The following is a 24,533-nucleotide window of genomic DNA, read 5'->3' as shown; positions in this document are numbered from 1 at the left end:
CAAGGAGATGGAAAGAGCGTGGGGTCCCCGACCGCCCGTGCCGCTGCCGGCTACGACCGTGCGCGGCACGGCATCCACAATCTGCGCCGCGCCGAGGTCATAGCCGACCCCCGGAACTACTGGGAGGCGATTTCGGAGCTTCCGCCTGTCTTCTACGACGAGGTCGGAGGTGTCTGGGTCTGCTCCAGGTATGCCGAGTCGGTCGAGATCCTCGCCAACCACCGGGCGTTCTCGTCCGCCCGCCACCACGCCCCGGCCGACCTGGCGGCGCGCGGCATGAGCAGCATCGCGCCGACCGCCGAGATGCTGTCCGCCCAGTTCCTGTTCAACGATCCGCCCGAGCACACCCGGATCAGGAACGCCCTGCGCGGCGAGTTCTCACCGGCCAGCCTGCGCCGGCACGACCCGGCCCTGCGGAAGATCGCCGACGAGGTGCTGGACACGCTGCCCGAGGCCGGAACCATTGATCTGGTACGGGACTTCGCGGAGCGGCTGCCCGAGCACCTGATGACGTATCTGCTCGGTATGACGGGCCGCGGCGCCGAACTCACCGAGTGGGCCGACTCCTACGAGCGGCTGCTCAGCAGCGTCTCCACTTTTCCCAGCCGGGCCGACCTGGAGACGATCCCACTCCTCGACGAGGCGCTCGACGGCCTGCGCCGACTGGCCGCCGAACGCCTCGCCGCGCCGGGCGACGACCTCGTCACCACACTGGCCACGGCCCTGCGGGACGACTTCGACGCCGGACCGTCGGGCGAACCGCCCGCCGAGCTCCTCCAGCTCGTCGCCGCCAACGCGATGGTGTTGGTCGCCGGCGGCTACCAGACGCTGACGCACCTCGTCTCCACCGGACTGCTGCTGCTCGCCGAGCACCCGGAGCAGCTGCGGCGGCTGCGTCAGGACCCCTCGCTGGTCGACTCCGCCGTGGCCGAGGTGATGCGCATCGACGGGTCGAGCCAGTACGTGGGGCGGCACGCCGTCCGCGACATCGAGATCGGCGGGGTGCAGCTGACGGCCGGGGACGGAGTCCTCATCCTGCTCGCCGCGGCGAACCTCGACCCCCGCAAGTTCACCGACCCCACCGCCTTCGACATCGCGCGCAGCGAGGGCCGCCACCTCGGGTTCGGCTCCGGCGCGCACTACTGCCTGGGCGCGCCGTTCGCCGAACGCCTGGCGCGCTGGGCGATCCTCGGCTTCATCGACCGCTACCAGGAGTTCGGGCTCTCCCCGGTGGAGTCGGACCCGGTGGAGTGGGGGCCGCACTGCAACACCCGCTCCCGGCGCCGCGCCCTGGTGCTCGTCGGCTGCACGCCCGACTCCGTGGCGCAGGACGGCCCGTCGGCCGGTCTTCCGCCCGCAGCCGAAGCGGCCGAAGCGGTGCCGGTGGCGAAGACGGTCAGCGATCTCGAACGGCACCAGATCGTCGCCGAGTGGAACGACACCGGCGCCGACGACGGTGCCGCCCAGATCTGCTGGCAGCTGCTCTTCGAGGAGCGGGCCCGACTGGCGCCGGACAGCACAGCGGTCGAGGACGAGGGTGTCGCCTACTCGTACGCGGAGATCGACGCGCTGGCCAACGGGGCCGCGCACCGGCTGCGTGACCTCGGCGTGGAGCCCGAGACGGTCGTCGCGATCAGCATGGAACGCTCCGTGCAGCTCGTCGTCGCCGTCCTCGCGGTGGCCAAGGCCGGCGGCGCCTTCCTGCTTGCCGCCGCCGACTGCCCCGGCGAGCGACTGAGGACCATGCTGGAGCAGACGTCGGCGCGGCTCGTCATCGCCGACGACGTCACCGCCGCCCGGATCGCGCCCCTGGACGTCCCGGCCGACGTCGTCCTTCTGGACCCGGCAGTGCGCGCCTCGGCCCCGCCGATCACCGGCGTCGTGCCGGGCAACACCGCCTATGTCGTGTTCACCAGCGGCACCACCGGGCGGCCGAAGGCCATCGCCAACAGCCACGAGGCGCTGACGAACCTGCACATCGCCCAGCGCAAGGTGTTCCGGATCCGGCCGCAGGACCGGGTGCTGCAGTTCCTGTCGCTGAACTTCGACGGCTGCATCTCCGAGGTCGTGCTCGCCCTGCTGTGCGGGGCGACCCTCGTCGTCGCGCGGGCCGCACATCTGACGCCCGGCCCGCCGCTGCTGCGGCTGCTGCGCGAGAGACGGGTCAGCGCCGCCATCATGACGCCGTCGGTGTGGTCGGTGCTTCCGCACGATCCGCTGCCCGACCTGCGCATCGCGGCCTTCGCGGGCGAGCGGCTGCCCGGCGACCTGGTCGGCCGCTGGACGGCGCGGGGCCGCAGGCTGCTCAACCTCTACGGGCCCGCCGAGGCGGCGATCTGGTCCACCTGGCACGAGTGCGTGGGTGAGGACGATCCGCCGATCGGGCGTCCGGTGGCGGGCAAGCGGGTCTACGTCCTGGACGACGAACAGCGGTTGCTGCCCGTCGGCAGCCCGGGCGAGCTGTACATCGCCGGTATCGGTGTCGGCCGCTATCTCGGCCGCCCCGACCTCATGGCCGACTCCTTCGCGCCCGACCCGTTCGCGGGGCGGCCGGGACGGCTGATGTACCGGACCGGTGACCTGGGCGTCTGGCGGGAGGACGGCTCCCTGGAGTACGTGGGCCGCCGCGACCGGCAGGTAAAGATCCGGGGGCAGCGCGTCGAGCTCGACGAGGTGGAGCGCGTGTTGGAGAAAGCGCCCGGGGTCGCAGCCTGTCACGCCGTCGAGCGCGACAACAGGCTGCACGCCCTCGTCGTGCCCAGGCAGCCGGGCTCCTGGGACGAGTCGGAGGTACGCCGCTATCTCGCCGAGCGTCTGCACGGCGGCATGATCCCGGCGACGTTCACCGTCATGGACCAGCTGCCGCTCACCACGAACGGCAAGGTGGGACAGCAGCACGAAACAGCGACACCGGGGAACGGCGCTGTCCGGGCCGTGGGCTCGGCCGGGGCCATCGCTCCCGCACCGGTGCCCGCGGTGCCTGCCGCACCCGTACGGGGCACCGACGGGGGGCCCACCCGCGTCACATGGGAGCTGGCCCAGCTGTTCTCGTCGTGTCTGCGCGTGCCGCAGGCCCAGGTGAAGCTGGACACCGACTTCTTCTCGGCCGGGGGCGACTCACTGGCCATGGCCGAGTTCATGGCGGCCGCAGAGGACCGCTTCGGTGTGGTGATCGACGTACAGCGACTGCTCGACGAGCCGACCCTGGCCGGACTGGTGCAGCTCGTGAGCGAGGGGCGAGAGGCACAGTGAACGACACAGCGATACAGGCCGGGCCGGAGCGGGCGCGGCCGACCGTCACCACCGTGGGAGGCGGAGCGGACCCTGCTGCCCGGCCCGTGGTGATCGTGCACGGCTCCATGGACCGCAGCGCCGCCTTCCGCCGGGTGACCGACCACCTTCAAGGCCGTACGGTGCTCGGCTACGACCGGCGCGGCTGGGGCCAGTCCCGCTCGCTCGGCGGTGCGGACGTCGACCACCAGGTGCACGTGGACGACCTGTGCGCGGTCCTGGCGGAGCTGGATACGCCGGTCGTGCTCGGCCACAGCTACGGCGCCCTGGTGGCGATGGCCGCCGCGGCCGCCGCCCCGTCGCTCGTCGCCGGGATCGTCGCCGTCGAACCCCCGGTGCGCTGGCTGCCCTGGTGGCCCGCCGACGACCCCTGGGAGCAGACCGTGCGCAGGGCCGCCGCCGAGGGCGGCCCCGAACAGGCGACCCGGGCCCTGCTCACCGAACTGCTCGGCCCGGCAAGCCGGTTGCACCTGGCGCGCGCACAGCCGTCCGACCTCGCCGCGGACGGGGTGACCCTCATCTCCGAGATGACGGACCCCACCGTCGACCTGCCGCGCTTCGACCCGCTGACGTTCCCCACCCCCACCGTGGTGGTCGCCGGATCGCGGTCGGCCCCGCACCACCGGGACGTGGCGCGCCGGCTCGCCGAGCTGCTGCCGCACGGCCGGTTCGCCGAGATCCCCGGCGCGGGCCACGCATCGCACGTCAGCCACCCGCAGGAACTGGCCCGCCTTGTACAAGAGATCGATCTGATCGAGGAGCAACGCCGATGATGCCCCCAGCGCTCGAGAACACCGTCTACGGACTCATCTCCACCCCGGTACTCCACATGGCCGTCAAGCACGGAGTGTTCGCGTGCCTCATCGAGGACGGTCCGGACACCGCGGCGGGCCTCGCCGAGCGCCTCGGCATCGACCAGGACACCCTTGAGCGCATGCTGCTCGTCCTGACGTCCCTCGGGCTCGTCGAACGCGCTGCGGGCGGGGAGTTCTCCCTGATCTCCGATGCCGTGCCGTTCCTCGACCGCGGCAACAGCCGGTATCTGGGCGGCTTCATCGAGCACCTCACGCTGGAGACCCAGGGCCGCCTCGGCCGCCTGGACACCTACCTCACCGGAGGCAAGCCGGCCACGGAGGCGTCCCCCTTCGACGACGTGTACCGCGACGCGGAGTCGTTGCGGGCCTTCATGCGCGCCATGTGGGACCTCAGCTTCGGCATGTCGCAGGAGCTCGCTGCCCTCGCGGGGATGGCCGGGACGAAGCGCCTCGTCGACGTCGGCGGCGCCACCGGGCCGTTCGCCGTGGCGGCGCTGCTCGCCGAACCCGCTCTGCAGGCCACCGTCTTCGACATGCCGGCGGTCGGCCCCCTGGTCGGGGAGGATGCCGAGGCACGTCCGGTGGCCGACCGACTCGACTTCCTCGGCGGCGACTTCTTCGCGGACGAACTTCCCTCCGGTGACTGCCTCGCCTTCGGGTACATCCTCTCCGACTGGGACGACGACACCTGCGTCACGCTGCTGGAGAAGGCCTACCGCGCGTGCGAGACACCCGGCCGGGTCCTCATCATGGACCGCCTCTTCGACGACGACCGCAGCGGTCCGCTGGCCACCGCCGCGATGAACCTGGTGATGCACATCGAGATGGCCGGGCGGCACCGCACCGCCGCCGAGTTCGTCGCACTGCTGGAACGGGCCGGCTTCGGCGACTGCGAAGTGCGGCGGGGCAACGGCGAGAAGCACCTGGTCATCGGGCACAAGAAGTAACCCGCAGGCGGTCGCCGGTGGCCAGGGCCGAACCCCCGTCGTGCGATGCATCCGGCTCATTCGAGGACCGCGGCCCGCACGCACAGCACATCCGGCAGATGCGACGCCAACTGCCGCCAGCTGTCGCCGTCGTCGGCCGAGGCGTACAACTCGCCGTTCCGGTTGCCGAAGTACACGCCCGCCGGGTCCGCGTCGTCCGTGCACAGGGCGTCGCGCAGCACCGTGCCGTAGTGGTCCTCCTGCGGCAGACCGGCGGTGAGCGGCTCCCACGTGCTGCCCGCGTCCGCCGTGCGGAAGACCCGGCAGCGCCGGCCGGCGGGTACCCGGTCCGAGTCCGCGTTGATCGGGAACACGTACGCGGTGTCGCCGCGGTGGGGATGCGCGGCCGCGGCGAAACCGAACGTCGAGGGCAGGCCCTTGCCGATGTCGGTCCAGTGCGCACCGGCGTCGTCGCTGCGGTACACCCCCCAGTGGTTCTGCAGGTACAGCCGGTCCGGCGTCGACGCATCCTGCGTGATCTTGTGCACGCACTGACCGAACTCCGGGTCGGGATCCGGAAGGAACACGGCGGAGACCCCGGAGTTGGACGGTGTCCAGCTGGCGCCGCCGTCCTTCGTACGGAACACCCCGGCCGTCGACACGGCGACCGTGACCGCCTGCGGATCGCGTCGGTCGGTGATCACGGTGTGCAGGCCCTCTCCGCCGCCGCCCGGCACCCACTTCGATCGCGTGGGGTGCTCCCACAGCGGACGGACGAGGTCGAAGTGCTCCCCGCGGTCCTCGGAGCGGTACAGCGCGGCCGGTTCCGTGCCCGCGTAGACCACGTCCGGCTCCGCGGCCGCCGGGTGCAGCTGCCACACCCGCTCCAGCGAAGCGCCCGTGTCCTGCGGGAACTTGACGGCCGGTTGTGCCGGTTCGGTCCACGTCCGGCCCAGGTCGTCGGAGTGGAACACCGACGGCCCCCAGTGCGCGCTGTCACCGCCCGCCAGCAGCCGCGGGGTGGCGCCGCGGGTGTCGATGGCGACCGAGTACACGGCCTGTGCGTTGAAGTAGGGACTCTCGTCGAACTCCCAGGCGCCACCGCGCCGGCGCCCGATGAACAGGCCCTTGCGGGTGCCCACGGCGAGCAGTACCTCGGTCATTGCCGATCACCTCCGCGACGTCCTTGTCTCAGATACCGGCCAGTCTGCACCCCGGCACTGACAGTCACCCTCGGAATCGCTTCGTCGCAGGTCAGTGGGGTGTCGCCGGTCACCGCGCAGGCGCGCGCTGAGCATCGGCGAGCCGTTCGCCGTATGGGAGGGCGGCCGGTGATGTTCGTGCGCTCACGAGGAGGAAGCCTTCGATGGCGTTCCGTTGTCCGAAGGTGTGGCTGTGGCGCTGGCGGCGCAACCCGCTCAAGCGACGTGCCGACACGGTGGAGGCCTGGGTTCTGCTCGGCGCCGGGATGCTCACCGTCCTCGGCGGGGTGCTCGCCGGCCTGACGGTGGCTCGGTCCGTGGAACAGGAGCTCGCTCGTGAGCGTGCCGAGTGGCGGCCTGTGACGGCGAGCCTGACCAAGGACGTCCCCGGAGCGTCGCGCGCGGCGGGCGGCGCGTCGAACGGTGAGCGGGTGTGGGCCGAGGTGCGCTGGACGGTGCCGGACGGTTCCTCGCGCACCGGCCAGGCCCGGGTCCGCCCCGGCAGCTCCGTCGGCACGCCGGTCACCGTGTGGACGGACCGCCGGGGCAGCCTGGTGACCGCGCCCGCCTCCGAGTCCCAGGCCCGGGTGCGGGCCTCGCTGACCGGCGGCCTCGCGGGTCTGAGCGCCGCCGTGGTGCCGTTGACCGGCGGGCGCGCCCTGCTCGCCCGCCTGGAACGCCGCCGCCTGGACCAATGGGACCTCGACTGGGCGCGGTTCGATCCGCTGTGGGGGCGCAGGACGGGCTGACGGGGCGGCGACGCGCCCCGCCGGCACGCTCAGTCCCCGCCGGGCAGCGCCCTGCTCAGGATCGCGTCGATGTCGGCCGCGTCGGGAAGCGTGCCGAACGCATGCCCCCAGTCGCCGCCGAGCCGTGTGGCGCAGAACGCGTCGGCGACCGCGGACGGGGCGTACCGGACCAGCAGCGACGCCTGCAGGGCGAGCGCCATCAGCTCCACGAGCCGCCGCGCACCGGTCGGCGAGGCCGTGGCCAGCCCCTGCTCCAGGCGGGACACGGCCGCGTCCAGCCGTGCGTCCGCGCCCTGCGCCAGGGCGAGCTCGTCGAACAGCGCCTGAGCGGTACCCGGCTCGCGGCTCAACGCCCGTAGCACATCGAGGGCGTTGACGTTCCCCGAGCCCTCCCAGATCGACAGCAGGGGCGCCTCACGGTAGTGGCGGGGCATGCCCGAGTCCTCCACATAGCCGTTGCCGCCCAGGCACTCCAGGGCCTCCGCGGTGAAGGCCGGTCCCCGCTTGGTCACCCAGTACTTGCCGACGGCGGTCGCGATCCGGCGGAACGCCGCCTCACCCCTCTCCGTGCCCTCCCCGCGCACCGTCCGGTCGGCCGCACCGGCCAGCCGTAGCGTGAGCGTCGTGGCGGCCTCGGACTCCAGCGCGAGGTCGGCCAGGACGTTGCGCATCAGCGGCTGGTCGATCAGCCGCGCCCCGAACGCGCTGCGGTGCCGTACATGGTGGCCCGCCTCGACGAGTGTCTTGCGCATCAGCGTCGCCGAGGACATCACGCAGTCCAGCCGCGTGCAGTTGACCATCTCGATGATCGTCTTGACGCCTCGGCCCTCGGGCCCCACCAGCCAGGCCACGGTCCCGTCGAACTCGGGCTCGGAGGAGGCGTTCGAGCGGTTGCCCAGCTTGTCCTTCAGACGCTGGATGCGGAAGGTGTTGCGGCTGCCGTCGGGCAGGACGCGCGGCACGAAGAAGCAGGACAGGCCGCCCGGAGCCTGGGCCAGCACCAGGAAGACGTCGCACATGGGCGCCGAGGTGAACCACTTGTGCCCGCGCAGTGTGTACACACCGGGCTCGGCGGTCGGCGTGGCCGTCGTCGTGTTCGTACGGACGTCGGAGCCGCCCTGCTTCTCGGTCATCCCCATCCCCGCGAGCAGACCGCGCTTCTCGGTCGGCACGCGCAGACCCGGGTCGTACTCCCGGCTGGTCAGCAGGGGTTCGTAGACCTTCGCGAGCTCGGGCTGCCGACGCAGCACAGGGACGGCGGCATACGTCATCGACGTCGGACAGCCGTGCCCCGCCTCGGTGTGTCCCCACACCATCCCGCCCGCGGTCCGGGCGACATGCGCTCCGGGCCGCTCGTCCGCCCAGGGCGCCCCCGCCAGCCCCTCGGCGACGGCGACGCGCATCAGGTGGTGCCAGCTCGGGTGGAACTCGACCTCGTCGACGCGGTGGCCGTACCGGTCGTGCGTGCGCAGCTCGGGCTCGTAGCGGTTGGCCTGCTCGCCCCACTCCTGCGCCTCGGCACTCCCGGCCCGTCGGCCGAGCCGCCGGATGTCCTCCTCGGCCCACGCCGCGCCCTCGCGGCGCAGCCCTTCGAGCAGGGCCGTGTCCTCGGACGCGTCATAGGGGGTCAGGGGAGGTGGCTGGTTGGTGACGTCGTGCGTCGCGGATCCCGGGTGCTGCTCCTGCGCCGGTGTCGAGTGCGCCAGTGTCGAGGCCATACGCCGAGTGTTGCACTCCAGCTACAGTCGCAGCAATCCTGCAACAGGAAAATCCACCGCGTACAGTACGTGGCCATGCGGGCGAACGTGACAGCGCAGCAGGTCGGCGGGGTCGAGCTGCGCCCGCTGTCCGCGAGGTCGGTCGTTCTGAGTCTGCTGCTGGGCTCGCACCCGCCCGAGCTGCCGGTGCGGGACCTCGTGCGCGGCGTGCAGCCCTTCGGTGTCGGCGGGTCCACGGTGCGGGCCGCGCTCAGCCGGATGGTGACCGCCGGTGATCTGCGGCGCGCGGGCGGCGTCTACCGGCTCAGCGAACGTCTGCTGGAGCGGCAACGCCGGCAGGACGAGGCCGTACACCCGCGCACGCGCGCGTGGGACGGCGGCTGGGAGATGGTCGTGATCACCGCGACCGGGCGCGGACCCGCGGAACGCGCCGACCTGCGCAGCCGGTTGACCGCCCTCCGGCTCGCCGAACTCCGCGAGGGTGTCTGGCTGCGGCCCGCCAACCTGCGCCGGTCTCTGCCGGACGACCTGGCCCAGGTGGCCCAGTGCTACACGGCCCGTCCGGACGACCGCCCACCGCGCGAACTGGCCGCGAACCTCTGGCCGCTCGATGCCTGGTCCGCCACCGCCCGGGCCCTGCTCGCCCATGCCGCCGGGGCGGACCGCCCGGCCGACCGCTTCACCGCCTTCGCGGCCGTCGTACGCCATCTGCTCGCCGACCCCGTTCTGCCTCCCGAACTCCTCCCCGCCGACTGGCCGGGCACCGAGTTGCGCACCGTGTACGCGGACTACCGACGGGAGGTCACCGAGGCGGTACGCGCGCGTGGCCGCCGGGAATGACGCGGCGGCCGTCCGAAGCGCCGTGGGGGACGCTTCGGACGGCCGCCTTCACCGTGGGGGGACTGCCTGCCGGGTGGGGCTACCTGTAGGTGATGTCCGAGCTGGAGTACAGGCAGTTCGTACTGTCCGGGCCCGTGCCCACGGCTGTGTTGTTGTTGTACTTCTGGCAGGGGATGACCTTGCGGCCGGCGTCGTTGAGGATCGTGATGCCCCGCAGCGTCGCCACGTCGTTGCGGTTGACGTTGATGCCGACCAGGCGCGCGGTGGATCCGGTGCCGGTCACCTCGATGTTGCTGAGGTTGACCTTGCGCGTGTACTGCGTGGAGCAGTCGCCGCACGAGCGGTACAGCGTCTTGAACTCGCTGACCGCGAAGTCGGAGATGTTCACCGTGCCGGGCCCGTTGTGCTGGAAGACCTTGTCGGCGGCCTTCTTGGCGCCACCGCCGATCACGTTGTAGGTGGAGCCGCCTCGGAAGGTCGCGGCGTCCTCGCCGACGTCCTCCCACCACACGTTCTGCAGGGTGCAGTTGCCCTCGCAGTGGATGCCGTCGGCGCCGGGCGCGCCGATGATGACGTTCTTCAGCGTCGTGCCGGCCGCGAGCCTGAAGATCGGGTCCTGGCCCTCCTCCTGGCCGTCACCGGCCAGGTCTCCGGTGCCGTAGAACTTCTTCATGCCGTAGTCCTTGGTGCCGGACACGGAGATGGTGGAGGACGTCCCCTGGCTGCCGTTGGGCGTCGGCCAGGTGGCGGCGCTCGCCGGCGACACGCCGAGTGTCGTGATCATGACAGACGAGAGGCCGAGCGCGGCCAGCCCGCCGGTCAGTGCGCGCCGGCGGGCGCGGGGCTTTGCTGGTGAAGTCATGTCCCGATGCCTTCTTCCAGTTGGGGGGTGGTCAGATCTTTCCGGCGCCCGCGCCGGACGTCACCGAGGCGACGACGCCGGCCGCGGACTCGGCGGTGTAGCTGTAGGGCGGCGTGGTGAAGGTACCGACCCGGGAGATCTCGGTCGCGGCCCCGCCGAGATCGTTGCCGCGCAGGTTCGCGTAGCCGTCCACGTCACTGCTGCGGTTCGTGGTCACAGCGGTCTTCGTGTCGCGGAAGACGTTGTTCTCCACGAGCATCTGGGCGCCCATGCGCGAGTGGCAGGCGGTGTCCGCGCCGGCCACGTAGTTGTTGTAGAAGTGCCCGGTGCCGAAGCGCAGGCTGGGGATGCGCGAGTAGACGTTGCTGAAGTGGTTGTGGTGGTACGTCACCTTCAGGTGCCCGGTGTCCTCGGACGCGTTGTTGTCGCTGTGGCCGACGAGTGAGCCCTTGAAGTGGTCCTTGAAGGTGTTCCAGGACACGGTGACGTCGTCCGAGCCGTGGTTGATGTCCAGCAGGCCGTCGTAGTGGTCCTTGTCGTGCGCGCGGTCCGCCGAAAAGGAGTTGTGGTCGATCCATACCTTCGTCGACGCCTGGACGGTGATGCCGTCTGCGGGCGCGACCGGCTTGCTGATGTTCAGGTTGCGGACGACGACGTTGGAGACCTCCTTCAGGCGTAGTCCGCCACCGGTGAATCCCGACGACGAACCGACGCCCAGGACGGTCGTGTTGGACCCGATGTCGACCTGACCGCTCAACGAGATCAGCCCGTTGACCCGGACGATCTTCGCCGCGTTGCCGGACACGGCCGACCTGAAGGCGTCGAGCGTCGAGACGGTCACCGCCGTGGCGCTGCCGCCGCCGGTCGCCCCGGCGCCGAACCCGATCGGTGAGCTCTCGGCCGCCCCGGCCGGCTGCGGGAGGGTGACGACGGCCGCCGTGGCGAGGGTCGCCGCGACCGCCACCAGGGCAGATCTTTGCGCGGGTGTACGTGGGGGGACTGTGCGCATGGTGCGTCCCTTCGGGAGGGCTTGTTCGGTCCTGTACGTGAATGACGTACGCCATGTTGAACGCCTCGCGCGGGCAGGGTGACGATTCCGGCCCAAGGGGGCGTCGGCTGGTCAGCCTGCTGAACGGAACGTAGGGGGCAAGCGCTTTCTAGTCAACGCTTTGCGCAGAACACATTCGGACACTCGGGAGCGCGCAGGAAGCGGCCGGAACCATGGTGGGGGAGCGCTTCTGTGACGGCCCGGCGCAGCCGCTGCGCGCCACACCGGTCACGCGGGTTCCCCTTCCGCGCGGATGACGTCGCGTTTCCCGGGAACACGGCGGGTGAAGAGAGCGGATCTCTCAGGGAGGCGTGGAGTGTCATGACAGCGCAGAAATCCTCACCCGAGCCGGCGCAGCCGCTGCGCGCCACCGCTGCGACGCTGCGCGCCGTGCCGAGTGCCGCCGCCTCGACGCTGCGCAGGATGCCGGGTGCCGGGGTCGTGCGCAAGGTGCCCGACGCGGCGCGCCATGCGCCCGAGACGGTGCGCCATGCGCCCGGAGCCGATGCGGTGCGCAAGCTGCCCGGTGCGGTGCGCAAGGTGCCCGGCGCCGACGCCGTGACCAAGGCGGCCGAAGGCGCACTGGACGCGGTCGGCGCCGTGTCGCCGCGTGGTCGGCGCATCGCCGTGTACACCGGCGCCGGCCTGCTCGGTGCCGCGGGCCTCGTCGAGTGGCCCGTGGCCGTCACCGTCGCCGGCGTGGCCTGGCTCACCCAGCCCCGTCCGCACCACGACGGCGCCACGGAAGAGAAGGGCGGGAAGGCAGAGAAGGGCGGGAAGGCCGAGAGGACGACGAAGGGCACCAAGACGGCCGCCGCCCGCCGTACGACAAGCGGTGGCAGCCGTTCGACGTCGACGAGCACGCGAACGTCCGGCAGTCGGAGTGGGACGTCGGCGCGCGGGAAGTCGGCAACTGCCGGCAGCCGTACGTCGTCCACGTCGTCCACCAGTCGGCGTACGACTACGACGGCCAAGGGACGCACGTCGTCGACCGGCAGCCGTGCGTCGTCGTCCGCCAGTCGGCGCAAGGCGACCGCAGGCGGATAGGGAACGCGGGCCGGGAGCGCAGGCTCCCGGCCCATCCGGAAACACGAGCTGAGGGATGAGATGGCGCTTGGGTTGCTGACGGGCTCGGCTGCGGTTCTCTCCGGCGGCGTACTGGCCGGGCCGGGGCTGCTGGTGAGCGGTGCCGCGCCCGCGGTCGGCGCGGCGGCGGGCGCCCTGGCCGGAACCGCACGGGCCGGGGTGCGCGGCGCGGACGCCCTGGTGCGGATGACGCGGGTCGCCCGTGCCGCAGTGCCGGGCGGCGATCGCCACTGGCGGTCGGGCCGGCGGGCACACCTTGCGCTGCGGCTTGCCGGACCGGAGACGGAACGGCGGGCGGTCGGGACGGCGCAGGCGGCGCGGCGGGTGGCCAGGGCGCTGGCGGAGCATCCGGACGTGGCGTCCGCCTACTGGGACGGTGGGCTGGCCCGGCTGGTGATTGTCGCGAGCGAGGACGCGCTGAGCGACCGGGTGGTGGAGAAGGCGAACGACCTCGCATCCCGGCACGGACTGGTGCCGGCGGACGACGACGTGGAGGAGTTCGCGCATCCGGGCGACCCGGGCGAGGCGCGGACCACGGCCGCGGCGCTCGCGGCCGATGCGGTGGGAGTCGTCGCCGCCGTCACCGGGTCGGCGCTCCGGTTGCCGGCCTCGCCCCGGTTCGTGACCGCGAGTATGACGCTGCTGCGCGAGAACCCCCGCTTCCGCAGCTGGATGCGGGCCCGGTTCGGCCCCTCGCGTATGGACCTGATGCTGGCGGTCGCCAACGCGGCCGTCCACGGCGCGGGGCAGACACCGATCTCGCTGGTGCTCGACGGGGCCCTGCGTTCTTTCCAGCTCACCGAGACACTGGCCCGCGCGGCCGCCTTCGACGCGGTGCACGACCAGGTGTGCGGGCCCGGGCGCCAGGACGTGGCCGCGCACCGGTTCCCGCGCCCGCCGCTGCGGACCACACCGGTGCACGAGTACGCGGTCCACGCCGAGGCCGGCAGCCTGGCGGGCGCCGCCGCCACCTTGCTGGTCAAGCACAGCGGCACCGAGGCGGCCGAAGCGGTGCTCGCGGGCTCCCCGAAGGCCGCCCGCTACGGGCCCGCCTCCTTCCACGCCGTGCTGGGTTGTGCGCTCGCCCGCATCGGGGTGCTGGTGCGCAACATGCAACGGCTGCGGCAACTGGAGACGGTCCGGACGGTCTTCCTGCATCCCAGTGCGCTGCACACGGCCGAGGGCGACGCCGACCCGTGGGCCGAGGCCGTGCTGGACGCGACCCGGCGTGCCGGGCTGAGGGTCGTGGTCGTGGACGATCCGGCGCTCGGCGAGTTCACCGCCCTCGCCGACCACATCGTCGCCGCCGACCGGCCGGCCGACGAGGTGGTGAACGGGCTGCGCGGGCGCGGCGGTGTCCTGACGGTGGCCCGCCCGAGGTCGGCGACGGACACCGACGTCCTGGCCGGGCTGCTCGCCGGTGACGTGGCGGTCGCGCTCGCCGACGGGGACGCGGCCGTCGCGTGGGGTGCGGACCTCGTCGCCCCGGGCGGGCTGGCCGACGTGTGGCGGCTGCTCGCCGCGGTGCCGGCGGCCCGTAAGGTCGGCCGGCGTTCACAGACCCTGGCCCGGTCGGGTGCCGCCCTGTCCGGGCTGCTGGTGGCTGTCGGGGAGGCCGGGAACGGCCAGCGCATCCCGCTGATCGGCCTGCGCCACGCACCCGTGGACGTGGGCGCGGCAGTCGCCCTGCTGAACGGCGCACGCGCCGCCGTCGGAGTGGCGGCCGCCCGGGCCCCGCACCCGCGGCCGCGGGTGGCCTGGCACGCCCTGAAGGTGAGCGACGTCCGTAAGCGGCTGGACCACGGGCCGGAACGACAGCCGACCCCCGTGCAGGAGGCGAGGAGCCGCGTCCGCAAGGCGGCCGAGTCCGTCGCCCGCGTCCCCGCCCTGGCGCCGGCCCGGTGGTCGCTGCAACTCGGCCGGGCCGTACGCGGCGAACTGGACGACCCGCTCACCCCGGTCCTGGCGGTCGGCTCGGCCGCGTCGGCGATCCTCGGCTCCGTCGTGGACGCGCTGCTGGTCGTCGGCGCCCTCGATCTGAACGCGCTGCTCGGCGGGGTGCAGCGGCTGCGGGCCGAGCGGGCGCTGTCCGGGCTGCTCGCGGAGCAGAAGCAGAAGGCCCGCGTCACCGCCGAGGACGCCTCGGCCGGGCCCCGCACGGTGGATGCCACCCGGCTGACGCCCGGTGATGTGATCGAGCTCGCGGTCGACGATGTCGTACCGGCCGACGCACGTCTGCTGTGGGAGGACGGCCTGGAGGTCGACGAGTCGGCGCTGACCGGCGAGTCCCTGCCGGTGAACAAGCAGACGGAGCCGACCCCGCGCGCCGCGGTGGCCGACCGCCGCTGCATGGTGTTCGAGGGCACGACCGTCGTCGCCGGACAGGCCAGGGCCGTCGTCGTGGAGACCGGCGACCGCACCGAGGCGGCCCGCGCCGTCCACCTCGCCGCCCGCACACCCCCCGCCGCCGGCGTCCAGGCCCGGCTGCAGGAACTCACCCGCAAGGCCCTGCCGTTGACCATGGCAGGCGGCGCCGCGGTGACCGGCCTGTCGCTGGTGCGCGGCGCACCGATACGCCAGGCCGTCAGCGGCGGTGTCGCGGTGGCGGTGGCCGCCGTTCCCGAGGGACTGCCCCTGGTGGCCACGGTCGCGCAGCTGGCGGCCGCCCGCCGGCTCAGCCAACATGGCGTCCTGGTCCGTGCTCCGCGCACGCTGGAGGCTCTCGGCCGGATGGACACGGTCTGCTTCGACAAGACCGGCACCCTCACCGAGAACAAGTTGCGCCTGGTCCGCGTGACCGACGTGGACGGTGCGGTCCGTACGCCGGACGAGGCCGCGGACTCGGTCACGATGCGGGTCGCGGTGCGCGCCTGCCCCCAGCCCGAGGAGGGGCCCGACCGGCCGGTGCACGCCACCGACGAGGCAGTCCTGGATGCGGCGCCGCGCGACCCCGAGTGGGTCCAGACCGAGGGCAGGCCGTTCGAGGCCGGCCGGGGCTACGCCGGCGCCGTGGGCCACGCGGCGGACGGTGAGCGCACGCTCGTCGTCAAGGGCGCGCCGGAGATCGTGCTGCCCGCCTGCCGCGACGTCCCCGACCACGCCTCCGGCAAGGCCCAGGAGCTGGCCCGCGACGGGCTGCGGGTCCTCGCGGTCGCCAGGCGGCACCTGGCCGAGGACGAGAAGGACACCGAAGCGTGCGAAGCCCCCCTGGAGAAGCTGGAGTTCACCGGACTGCTCGCGCTGGCCGACGTACCGCGCGAGACGTCCACGGCGCTCGTGCACGGGCTGCGCGAGGCGGGCGTACGACCGGTGATGCTGACCGGCGACCACCCACAGACCGCCCGGGCGATCGCCCTCGACCTGGGCTGGCCCGAGGACACGGCCGTGATCACCGGCGACGAACTGGCCGCCGCCGACCGCTCGGAACGCTCCCGCATGCTGCACGACGTGGGCGTCGTGGCCCGGGTCGCGCCCGAGCAGAAGCTCCAGGTCGTCGAGGCGCTGATGGACGCCGGCCGAGTCGTCGGGATGGTCGGCGACGGCGCCAACGACGCCGCCGCGATCCGCGCCGCCGACATCGGCGTCGGGATCAGCGCCCGCGGCTCGGCAGCCGCCCGCAACGCCGCCGACCTGGTGCTCACCAACGGAGACCTCACCGTCCTCGTCGAGGCCGTCGCCGAGGGCCGCGCCCTGTGGCACAGCGTCGCCGATGCCGTCGCCATCCTGATCGGCGGCAACGCGGGCGAGGTCGGCTTCGGCATCCTGGGCACCCTCCTCCAGGGGGCGGCGCCGCTGTCGACCCGTCAGATGCTGCTGGTGAACCTGTTCACGGACCTGTTCCCGGCGATGGCCGTGGCGGTCACGCCGCAGCAGGACCCGGCCGAGGACGCGAGCGCCGGCAGCCGGCCGTTGGGGACGACGCTGCTCGGCAGCCCGCTGATGCGGCAGATCCGGCACCGCGCACTGACCACGTCTCTCGGCGCGGTCACGGCCTGGCTGATCGGCCGCTTCACGCCGGGCTCGGCCCGCCGGACGACCACGATGGCCCTGTGCGCCGTGGTCGGCAGCCAGCTCGCCCAGACCCTCGCCGACCGCCGCGACAGTCCACTGGTCCGCGTCACCGTGTTCGGCTCCGCCGCCGCCCTGGTCGCCCTGGTCGAGACGCCGGGTCTCAGCCAGGCCTTCGGCTGCACGCCGCTCGGCCCGTTCGCCTGGGCCGGTGTGCTGGCGGCGATCGCCCTGGCGGTGACCGGCCAGCGGGCGCTGCCCCCGCTGGAGCGAGCGGTCGTCCGGCTGAGCCACTGACCAGCGACGCGGCCGAACCGGACGAAGTGGAGCCGCTCTCTAATCCGAAAATCGAAGCGTCGGTGGGCAGGCGGCAGCACCCGGCCGAGCGGTAGCGAGGCCGGGTGTCGTGTCGGCGGGCTCAGGCTGCGGGTTCGAGGCCGAACTTGGAGCCGAGTGCTTCGAGCTGGTGGATGTGGCTGCGTTTGCGGCGTTCGGGGTCGAGGCGGCGGGTGTAGTAGTCCGGGCCGAGGTCGTGGAAGCGGGCGTCGGGGTTGTTGAGCAGGTGCCAGATGACCACCAGGAGCGAGCGGCCGACCGCGACGATGGTCTTCTTCTTGCCGCGATGGCGGGCGATCCGGCGGTAGCGCTCGCCGAGGAAGGTGTCGGTGCGGGCGCAGGCAACAGCGGCTTCGCCGAGGGTTCTGGCCAGGTAGCGGTTGCCGTGTCCGGTGGCGCCTTTGTCTTTCTTCTTTCCGGCCGACTCCTTCACCCCCGGGGCGAACTTCGCCCAGGAGGCCAGATGGCCGGGGGTGGGGAAGCGGTCCATGTCCAGGCCGGTCTCGGCGACGATGACCGCAGCCGCGGTCGGGCCGATCCCTGGGATCTCATCGAGCCGCTCGATCGCGGTGACAAAAGGGGCGGCCATCTCCTCGATCTTCGCATCGAGTGCGGCGATGTCGGCGTCGATGGCGTCGATCCTCTCCAGCATCCTGCCCAGCAGGAACGCGTGGTGGTCGGTGAAGTGCCCGGTGAACGCCTCCTCCAGAGCCGCAATCTTGCCGCGCATGCGGGAACGGGCCAGCTGGGCCAGCACCTTCGCATCGCGCTCCCCAGCCAGCAGCGCAGCCATCATCGCCCGCCCCGAGACGCCGAAGATGTCGGACGCCACCACGCTCAGCTTGATCTGAGCGTCCTCCAGCAGCTTCTCCACCCGGTTCTTCTCCGCCCTGCGGACCCCGATCAGATCGGTGCGGTAGCGAGTGACGTCCCGCAGACGGCGAATCTCGGGCGGGGGCACGAAACCGGGGCGGATCATCTGCCGCTCGGCGACCTTGCACAACCAGACCGCATCCAGCCTGTCGGTCGTGGGCCGGCCCGGCAGGTGCTTCACGTCCCGGGCGTTGACCAGCCAGGTCTCGAACCCGGCAGCCTCCAGCACATGGAAGACCGGCTTCCAGTAATCGCTGGTGGCCTCCATCACCACCCGGGTCACCCCCAGGCACCTCGGATGGTCGGCCATGGCCGGCAACGAGCGCGTCATCGTGGGATGGGTCTGCACCTCCTGCATCCGCCGACCCGGGCGGGCCTCATGCGGGATGCGCGCGCGGCACACCAGGAAGCTCTTGCCGATGTCCAGCGCCGCGACCCGCTCGACGATCTCCTCGTGGTCCTGTGCCTCCTGTAACACCCGGCACCTCCCCCTGCGATCGAGGGTGAACAGGCGGCTGCCCGCAGGAACCGTATGGGAAGAAGCGGACTCTAATCCGCGTGCTCGAAGCCACACTGAAGCTCCCGATGCACGGCCCCCAGCGCCCGGCCGGACGACGGCCTCGACGACCACAGGGTTTCCGGCGTCAGCGGACAGCCACCCCCGACTTTCAGCCCGGAACGGGCGTCCCCGCAGGGATATCTGAGGCTAGAAGATCACTGAAAATGTTGCGGGTTCTGGTCCCGGCCCGGTCGGGCCGGGGCCAGTCTTGTAGGCATGCAGGGGGAATGGGCCGGGGAGCTGGTGGGGCCGGATGTGTGGGAGACCTGCCGGGAGTTGATCCCGGCCGGGAGCGTGTTCGCGTTCCTGGCCGAGCACCGTGAGGCGCTGTTCCCGCCGTCGATGTTCGCGGACATGTATCCGTCGGCGAACGGGCGGCCGAGTCTGCCGCCGCAGGTGCTGGCGGCGACCGTGGTGCTGCAGAGCCTGCAGGGGCTGTCGGACTTCGAGACGGTCCAGGAACTGCGGTGTGACCTGCGGTGGAAGGCTGCTTGCGGGCTCGGGTTGTACGACATGGCGTTCGATCCGTCGCTGCTGACGTACTTTCGGCGCCGCCTGCGTCACTCGGCCGATCCGATGCGGATCTTCAGCAAGGTCAAGGAGGTGGTGGCCGCGACCGGTGTACTCAAGGGCAAGCAGCGGCGCGCTTTGGACTCCACCGTCCTCGATGACGCGGTGGCCACCCAGGACACCGTCACCCAGATCATCTCCGCCGTCCGCCGGGTGACCCGTGATGTCCCCGGAGCCCAGGAGACCGCCGCGGAGCACTGCCGGGCGCACGACTACACCGACCCGGGCAAACCGAAGATCGCCTGGAACGACGAGCAGGCGCGCGCCGCGCTGGTCGATGCGCTGGTGACCGACGCGATCAACCTGCTCGGGCACCTGCCCGAGCGGGAGCTGGGCGAGAAGGCCGCGAACGCTGTTGGGCTGCTGGCCCTGGTCGCCGGGCAGGACGTGGAACCGGCCCCCGACTCCGACGGACGCGACGGGCGCTGGCGCATCGCCCGGCGCACCGTGCCGACCGGACGGTGTCCACCGTCGATCCCGACGCCCGGCACATCCACAAAAACCGCACCCGCCACCAGGAAGGCTTCAAAGGACACGTCTGCTTCGAGCCGGAGAGCGGGCTGTTCACCGCCGTCGCCCTCACCGGCGGCCATGGTCCCGGCAACCACGAAGCGGCCGTTGCCCGTGATCTGCTGGACGGGGAGGACGGCGCATTAACCGTGCTCGGCGACTCCGCCTACGGGACCGGCGACCTGCGCGAACAGTTGCAGGCCGCGGGCCACTCCCTGGTCATCAAGCCACCGCCGCTGCGGCAGGTGGTCCCGGCGGCTTCACCATCGACGACTTCCGCATCGACAAAGCCGCCGGCACCGCGACCTGCCCGGCCGGACGCACCGCCAACCTCGGCCAGGTCAAAGCGGACGGCGCCCGCACCGCCCAGTTCAAACGCCTCTGCGCCGGCTGCCCCCTGCGCGGGCGCTGCACCACCTCCAAGACCGGACGCACCCTCAATGTCCATCCCCAGCACGGACTGCTGACCGCCGCCCGCCGAGAGGCGGCCGACCCGGCCTGGCAGGCCGAATACCGCAGATGGCGGCCCCCGGTCGAACGCGCCATCGCCTGGCTGGCCGCCAAGGGCAACCGCCGCGTCCCCCACCGCGGCATCATCGCCAACAACATCTGGCTCCACCACCGCGCCGCCGCCCTCAACCTCCGCCGACTGATCAACCTCGGACTCACCCCAACCGGCACCACCTGGCACCTCACCCCCGCCACCGCATAGCGAAAAGGGCCGCCCGGCCCACGGCCGGACAGCCCCAACAACAACATTTTCAGCAGCCTTCTAGACGGCCTCTTCGCGGGGCTTTCCGACGTGCTTCTCGGCGCCGCTGGCCGGCAGGCCGCCCGCCTCGGCGAGATCTGAACCCGCCTTCGCGGGAAGGTGGTTGAAGAGCAGGTTGAGTACGATCGCCGTGAGGCAGCCGGCGCTGATGCCGCTGTCCATGATCGTCTGGAACCAGTCCGGGAACTGGTCGTAGATCGTCGGCACACCGACCGGCAGCACGCCCATGGCCACCGACACGGCCACGACCGTCAGGTTGTGGTTGCCCCTGAAGTCGACCTCGGCCAGGGTCCTGAGGCCGCTCGCGGCGACCGTCCCGAACATCACCAGGCCCGCGCCGCCGAGGACCGGCGCCGGAATCGCCGCGACCACCGCGCCCAGCTTGGGCAGCAGGCCGAGCAGCACTAGAATGCCGCCCGCCGCCGCGACAACCCAGCGGCTGCGCACCCGGGTCATACCGACGAGGCCCACGTTCTGCGCGTACGCGGTGTAGGGGAAGGTGTTGAAGACACCGCCGAGTACGGTCGACAGACCGTCGGCGCGCAGCCCGTCCGCAAGCGAGCGGGGCTCGACCTTCCGCCCGGTCATCTCACCGACCGCGATGAAGTCACCGGTCGTCTCCGTCATGCACACCAGCGCGACCACCAGCATGGACACGATCGCCGACACCTCGAAGGTCGGCGCCCCGAAGTGGAACGGCGTGCTGATCCCGACCCAGTCCGCGTCGGAAACCCCGCCGAAGTCCGTGAACCCGAACGGCACTGCGACCGCAAGCCCCACCGCGATTCCGATCAGCACTGCGATCCGGCTCAGAAACACCGGCGCGAACCGCTGCACGCCCAGCACTACCGCCAGCACGAACGCGGCGAGCGCCAGGTTCTTCGGCTCCCCGAAGTCCTCGGCCCCCGCACCGCCGGCGGCCCAGTTGCCCGCCACCGGCAGCAGCGAGATACCGATGATCAGAATCACCGTGCCGGTGACCAGCGGCGGGAAGAACCGCAGCAGCTTGCCGAAAACGGGCGCGAGCAGCACGATCGCGAGTCCCGCGACGATCACCGAGCCGTAGATCGCGGGCAGTCCGCCGCCGGTCGTCCCGATCATGACCATCGGTGACACGGCCGCGAACGTACAGCCCTGCATGATCGGCAGCCGCACGCCGAACCGCCAGAAGCCGATGCACTGGATGAGCGTGGCGATGCCGCACACCAGCAGATCGGCGGTGATCAGATACGCCAGATCCGCCGGCGGCAGCTTCATCGCACCGCCCACGATCAGCGGCACGGCTACCGCGCCCGCGTACATGGCGAGCACATGCTGCAGCCCGAAGGCGGCCAGCTGCCGTACGGGTGGGACCTCGTCGACGGGATGGACGGGCGCGGTCGATGCCATGGGCACTCCAGAGCGGCGGTGAGCGGGGAACATCCGAACTGCAGGAGACCGTAAGCGGCTTGAACAGTTTGTTGATTTCCGTCTCGTTGCAGCCGTGTGTCCTGCCCGCCGGCGGCACCGGGTTCTGCTACGAGCCGACCCTGCGCGCCGCGGTCAGCAGCGACTCCCAGTCGGGCAGCTTGACCACGCTCCGCCCGAGCGAGGCCCCGAGTTCCGCCTCGGCCCGCTCGATGGCCCGCCACCCCGCCCACTCGACCGGCTCGACGTCCTCGGCCCGCAGTGCCGCGAGGGGATTCTCGGGGACTTCCTTCCGTACGAGAACGGGGGCGTCCTCGAGCAGCGACAGCACCGTCTCCTTGGCGCACGGACGGTTGGTGCCGATGACACCCGTCGGACCCCGCTTGATCCAGCCCGCCACGTACTCGCCCGGCGCCACGACCCCGCCGCGCAGCACCCGGCCGGCCAGCTGCGGCACCGTGCCGGTCGCCGGGTCGAAGGGCAGCCCCTCCAGCGGCACTCCGCGATAGCCCACCGACCGCAGCACCAACTGGGCCTCGATCTCCTCGTACCGGCCCGTCCCCGTCACGCCGCCCTGCCCGTCCGGCAGCGTCCGTTCGAACCGCACCGCGCCCACGCGCCCGCCCTCGGCGAGCAACTCCACCGGGCGCAGGAAGAACCGCAGCCCGATCCGGCGCGGAAGATCCCTGGCCGGCTGGGCGGCCCAGCCCCGCAGCACCTCCACGTTGCGGCGCTGCGCGGCCGGCAGCGCGGACGGGTCGACGTACGCCGGATCCAGCGCCAACTCCTCCGGATCCACGTTCACTTCGGCACCCGGCAGAGAGCCCAGCTCGCGCAGCTCCTTGGTGGTGAAGCGGGCCTGCGAAGGGCCGCGCCGCCCCACCATGTGGATGTCCGTCACCCGGCTCGCCCCCAGCGCGGTCAGCGCCGACTGCGGCATGTCGGTGGGGCTCAGCTCGGCCGCGCCGCGCGCCAGGATCCGGGTGACGTCCACGGCGACGTTCCCCACGCCGATGACCACGGCCGACCGGGCGCCGAGCACGAACCCGTCCTCCACGGCGTCCGGATGCGCGCTGTACCAGGACACGAACTCCGTCGCCGAGAAGCTGCCCGGCAGATCCTCCCCGGGGATCCCGAGATGCCGGTCGGTCGCGGCTCCCACGCAGTACACGACCGCGTGGTACAGCTCCCGCAGCCGGGCGGCCGGCACTCCGCCGGCGCCGACCTGGACGCCGCCGAGGAACCGCACCCGCTCGTGCTCCAGCACCGTCCGCAGATTGTTCTGCAGCGACTTGATCTTCTCGTGGTCGGGCGCCACGCCGTAGCGCACCAGACCGTACGGGCACGGCAGCCGGTCCAGGACGTCGACGAACACGGTGGGGTCCAGCTGGACAAGGCTCTGGGCGGAGTAGACCCCGCTCGGCCCGGAGCCGACGACGGCGACACGCAGCACGGCGGAACTCCTTCGTCCGGTGGCCCGGCGGATCGTCCGGTGCATCACAGGAGATCGCTGACGGCTCCAGCATGGCACCGCTGCCGCTCCGCTGACAGGGTGCCGCGCCAAGGACGGACGCGTGTTCCGTTCGTATGGAGTGTGATCATGCGGTTACGTTGCGTGCGTGCTGGAAGCATCCTTTCTTGATCTTTCTGATCGCCGTCCGGAGGACGGTGCGGTGGCCGTGTGGCCCGCGTGGGAAGTGCGCGAGGAGAGCGGCGCGACGGCGTGGTTCCATGTGCGGCTCGACTTCGCCGACGGCGCCCGGGTCGACGCGCTCGCCGTGGCGGCCGACGGCTGCGTCAACCTCGAGGACGTCCGGGCCCGGCCCGCGCTGTCCCTCGACGATCTGGCGGTGTTCGCCGACTGGATCGAAGAGCCGCTGTTCTCGGTGTGCGGCGGCGTGGCGGCCGAGCCGTTGCAGAGGGAGTCGGCGGGCGGCAGGCGCGCCCGCCCCGCCTGGCCGCGCGGCATCGAGGGGAGCCGGCTGGTGGCGCAGGAATACCGCGCCGCGCAGCACGAGGGGCTCGACCCCGTCCTCGCGGTGATGTGCGCCACCGGGCACAGCCGCCGCCGGTCGCTCAGGCTGATCGCCCAGGCACGGGACGCGGGCTTCCTGACCCCGCGTCACGCACGGCGCTGAGCGGGCCCGGCGGGCGCAGAGGTCACACGGGCGCGGAGGTCACAGCATTCCGCGCATGCGCGTGATCTCGCTCGTCTGCTGGGCGACCACGTCGTCGGCCATCTCCTCGATCCGCACGTTGTTGCCCTGCGACTTCGCATCCGTGGCCATCGTGATCGCCCCTTCGTGATGGGTGATCATCAGCGTGACGAAGAGCTGGTCGAACGCCTTTCCCTCCGCCGCGCGCAGGTTCTTCAACTGCGCCTCGGTGGCCATCCCGGGCATCGGGCCGTGGTGGTGGCCGTCGCTCTTCTCGTCCTCGCCGTGCGTTTCCAGCCAGCTCCTCATCGCCGCGATCTCGGGACCCTGCGCGGCCTCGATCCGCTCCGCCAGCTTCTTCACCCGCGACGACTCGGCGCGTTCCGGGGCGAGTTCGGTCATCTCCAGGGCCTGGGAGTGGTGCTCGATCATCATCCGCGCGTAGTCGATGTCCGCCGAGTTGGGTGTGTCGTCGTCGGCGCGTTGCTGTGCGGCGTCCTCGGCGGACATCGTGCGGTTCGCCTCGCCGGGCTTGCCGGGCACGAGCACCGAGGGGCCGCTCGCTCGGTCCGGCTCCGCGTCGGAGCCGGAGTCGCAGCCCCCGAGCGCGAGGGCGGCCAGGGTGGCCAGTGAGGCCGCGGTGAGGGACGCGCGCGGCGCTCGACGGAAGGGCACAACGACCTCCTGTGGCAGGCGGATGAGGGGGCACCTTGTGAGTGCTAGTGACCGTCCTAACACGCTTCCGCTCATGAACGAGCGAAAACCTTCATTACATGTTCGTTGCCCCCTGTTGATCTGTGCATGA

16 protein-coding genes and 1 pseudogene are annotated in these 24,533 nt (G+C 72.0%); 9 read left to right on the top strand and 8 right to left on the bottom strand.

Annotated features, from left to right (window positions below; translation table 11 throughout):
• Positions 1-18 precede the first annotated feature (18 nt).
• Genes StrepF001_RS01840 through StrepF001_RS01830 form a run of 3 tightly spaced genes read left to right on the top strand, consistent with a single transcriptional unit; the run spans position 19 to position 5,053 of the window.
• On the top strand, positions 19-3,252 hold the full coding sequence (locus StrepF001_RS01840; protein ID WP_165396134.1) for an amino acid adenylation domain-containing protein: 3,234 nt from the start codon (positions 19-21) through the stop codon (positions 3,250-3,252).
• Complete coding sequence (locus StrepF001_RS01835) at positions 3,249-4,064, top strand: alpha/beta hydrolase (RefSeq protein WP_129796511.1); 816 nt, start codon at positions 3,249-3,251, stop codon at positions 4,062-4,064. Before StrepF001_RS01840 ends, StrepF001_RS01835 begins: the two co-directional genes overlap by 4 nt.
• Entirely contained in the window at positions 4,061-5,053 is a 993-nt protein-coding gene (locus StrepF001_RS01830; RefSeq protein ID WP_129796510.1) for a methyltransferase, read from the top strand. The genes StrepF001_RS01835 and StrepF001_RS01830 overlap by 4 nt, the downstream gene beginning before the upstream one ends.
• A gap of 56 nt (positions 5,054-5,109) precedes the next feature.
• Here the strand turns inward: StrepF001_RS01830 and StrepF001_RS01825 are convergent, their stop codons facing one another.
• Positions 5,110-6,195 carry a sialidase family protein gene (locus tag StrepF001_RS01825; protein WP_129796509.1) on the bottom strand — a complete coding sequence of 362 codons (1,086 nt, stop codon included), beginning with the start codon at positions 6,193-6,195 and terminating at the stop codon, positions 5,110-5,112.
• 203 nt (positions 6,196-6,398) lie between these two features.
• Between StrepF001_RS01825 and StrepF001_RS01820 the strand changes: the two genes are divergently transcribed.
• Entirely contained in the window at positions 6,399-6,983 is a 585-nt protein-coding gene (locus StrepF001_RS01820) for a hypothetical protein (RefSeq protein WP_129796508.1), read from the top strand.
• Between the two features lie 29 nt (positions 6,984-7,012).
• Here StrepF001_RS01820 and StrepF001_RS01815 read toward each other — a convergent pair whose 3' ends face one another.
• A complete protein-coding gene (locus StrepF001_RS01815; RefSeq protein ID WP_129796507.1) occupies positions 7,013-8,701 on the bottom strand; it encodes an acyl-CoA dehydrogenase family protein in 1,689 nt (562 codons plus the stop codon).
• A 75-nt stretch (positions 8,702-8,776) separates the two neighbouring features.
• Here StrepF001_RS01815 and StrepF001_RS01810 point away from each other — a divergent pair, with 75 nt between their 5' ends.
• Positions 8,777-9,541 carry a PaaX family transcriptional regulator C-terminal domain-containing protein gene (locus StrepF001_RS01810; RefSeq protein ID WP_129796506.1) on the top strand — a complete coding sequence of 255 codons (765 nt, stop codon included), beginning with the start codon at positions 8,777-8,779 and terminating at the stop codon, positions 9,539-9,541.
• Between the two features lie 79 nt (positions 9,542-9,620).
• Here StrepF001_RS01810 and StrepF001_RS01805 read toward each other — a convergent pair whose 3' ends face one another.
• Both StrepF001_RS01805 and StrepF001_RS01800 read right to left on the bottom strand, forming a co-directional pair.
• Positions 9,621-10,403, bottom strand: coding sequence for a pectate lyase (locus StrepF001_RS01805; protein ID WP_129796505.1), 783 nt, complete (start codon positions 10,401-10,403; stop codon positions 9,621-9,623).
• 31 nt (positions 10,404-10,434) lie between these two features.
• Positions 10,435-11,412: a polysaccharide lyase family 1 protein gene (locus StrepF001_RS01800; protein WP_129796504.1), complete on the bottom strand. Its 978-nt coding sequence runs from the start codon at positions 11,410-11,412 to the stop codon at positions 10,435-10,437.
• Between the two features lie 360 nt (positions 11,413-11,772).
• Here StrepF001_RS01800 and StrepF001_RS47180 point away from each other — a divergent pair, with 360 nt between their 5' ends.
• Positions 11,773-12,498 carry a hypothetical protein gene (locus tag StrepF001_RS47180; protein WP_240797257.1) on the top strand — a complete coding sequence of 242 codons (726 nt, stop codon included), beginning with the start codon at positions 11,773-11,775 and terminating at the stop codon, positions 12,496-12,498.
• Between the two features lie 60 nt (positions 12,499-12,558).
• Positions 12,559-16,842 (top strand): cation-translocating P-type ATPase, encoded by a 4,284-nt coding sequence (locus StrepF001_RS01790; protein WP_129796503.1) that lies wholly within the window; start codon positions 12,559-12,561, stop codon positions 16,840-16,842.
• Between the two features lie 121 nt (positions 16,843-16,963).
• Here the strand turns inward: StrepF001_RS01790 and StrepF001_RS01785 are convergent, their stop codons facing one another.
• Positions 16,964-18,232, bottom strand: a complete 1,269-nt coding sequence (locus StrepF001_RS01785) for an IS110 family transposase (protein ID WP_129796502.1) — start codon at positions 18,230-18,232, stop codon at positions 16,964-16,966.
• A 297-nt stretch (positions 18,233-18,529) separates the two neighbouring features.
• On the opposite strand from StrepF001_RS01785, the pseudogene StrepF001_RS01780 reads away from it, so the two are divergent.
• Positions 18,530-20,105: pseudogene (locus tag StrepF001_RS01780) on the top strand (IS1182 family transposase).
• A gap of 60 nt (positions 20,106-20,165) precedes the next feature.
• Here the strand turns inward: StrepF001_RS01780 and StrepF001_RS01775 are convergent.
• Positions 20,166-21,554, bottom strand: coding sequence for a nucleobase:cation symporter-2 family protein (locus StrepF001_RS01775; protein WP_129796501.1), 1,389 nt, complete (start codon positions 21,552-21,554; stop codon positions 20,166-20,168).
• Positions 21,555-21,681: 127 nt separating this feature from the next.
• A complete protein-coding gene (locus tag StrepF001_RS01770; protein WP_129796500.1) occupies positions 21,682-23,025 on the bottom strand; it encodes an FAD-dependent oxidoreductase in 1,344 nt (447 codons plus the stop codon).
• 220 nt (positions 23,026-23,245) lie between these two features.
• Here StrepF001_RS01770 and StrepF001_RS01765 point away from each other — a divergent pair, with 220 nt between their 5' ends.
• Positions 23,246-23,710, top strand: a complete 465-nt coding sequence (locus StrepF001_RS01765) for a DUF6214 family protein (protein ID WP_129796499.1) — start codon at positions 23,246-23,248, stop codon at positions 23,708-23,710.
• Positions 23,711-23,749: 39 nt separating this feature from the next.
• Here the strand turns inward: StrepF001_RS01765 and StrepF001_RS01760 are convergent, their stop codons facing one another.
• Complete coding sequence (locus StrepF001_RS01760) at positions 23,750-24,403, bottom strand: DUF305 domain-containing protein (RefSeq protein ID WP_165396133.1); 654 nt, start codon at positions 24,401-24,403, stop codon at positions 23,750-23,752.
• Positions 24,404-24,533: the final 130 nt, after the last annotated feature.

It is taken from the genome of Streptomyces sp. F001 (assembly GCF_004187715.1).
In the GTDB taxonomy this organism is placed as follows: domain Bacteria; phylum Actinomycetota; class Actinomycetes; order Streptomycetales; family Streptomycetaceae; genus Streptomyces; species Streptomyces flavusporus.
The sequence above is the reverse complement of the archived record's forward strand: the minus strand, read 5'-3'. Positions and strand labels throughout refer to the sequence as shown.

Coding starts and splice junctions, on each gene's coding strand:
- StrepF001_RS01830 (WP_129796510.1), top strand. CDS start 4,061: ATGATGCCCCCAGCGCTCGAGAACACCGTCTACGGACTCATCTCCACC.
- StrepF001_RS01825 (WP_129796509.1), bottom strand. CDS start 6,195: ATGACCGAGGTACTGCTCGCCGTGGGCACCCGCAAGGGCCTGTTCATC.
- StrepF001_RS01820 (WP_129796508.1), top strand. CDS start 6,399: ATGGCGTTCCGTTGTCCGAAGGTGTGGCTGTGGCGCTGGCGGCGCAAC.
- StrepF001_RS01815 (WP_129796507.1), bottom strand. CDS start 8,701: ATGGCCTCGACACTGGCGCACTCGACACCGGCGCAGGAGCAGCACCCG.
- StrepF001_RS01810 (WP_129796506.1), top strand. CDS start 8,777: ATGCGGGCGAACGTGACAGCGCAGCAGGTCGGCGGGGTCGAGCTGCGC.
- StrepF001_RS01805 (WP_129796505.1), bottom strand. CDS start 10,403: ATGACTTCACCAGCAAAGCCCCGCGCCCGCCGGCGCGCACTGACCGGC.
- StrepF001_RS01800 (WP_129796504.1), bottom strand. CDS start 11,412: ATGCGCACAGTCCCCCCACGTACACCCGCGCAAAGATCTGCCCTGGTG.
- StrepF001_RS47180 (WP_240797257.1), top strand. CDS start 11,773: ATGACAGCGCAGAAATCCTCACCCGAGCCGGCGCAGCCGCTGCGCGCC.
- StrepF001_RS01790 (WP_129796503.1), top strand. CDS start 12,559: ATGGCGCTTGGGTTGCTGACGGGCTCGGCTGCGGTTCTCTCCGGCGGC.
- StrepF001_RS01775 (WP_129796501.1), bottom strand. CDS start 21,554: ATGGCATCGACCGCGCCCGTCCATCCCGTCGACGAGGTCCCACCCGTA.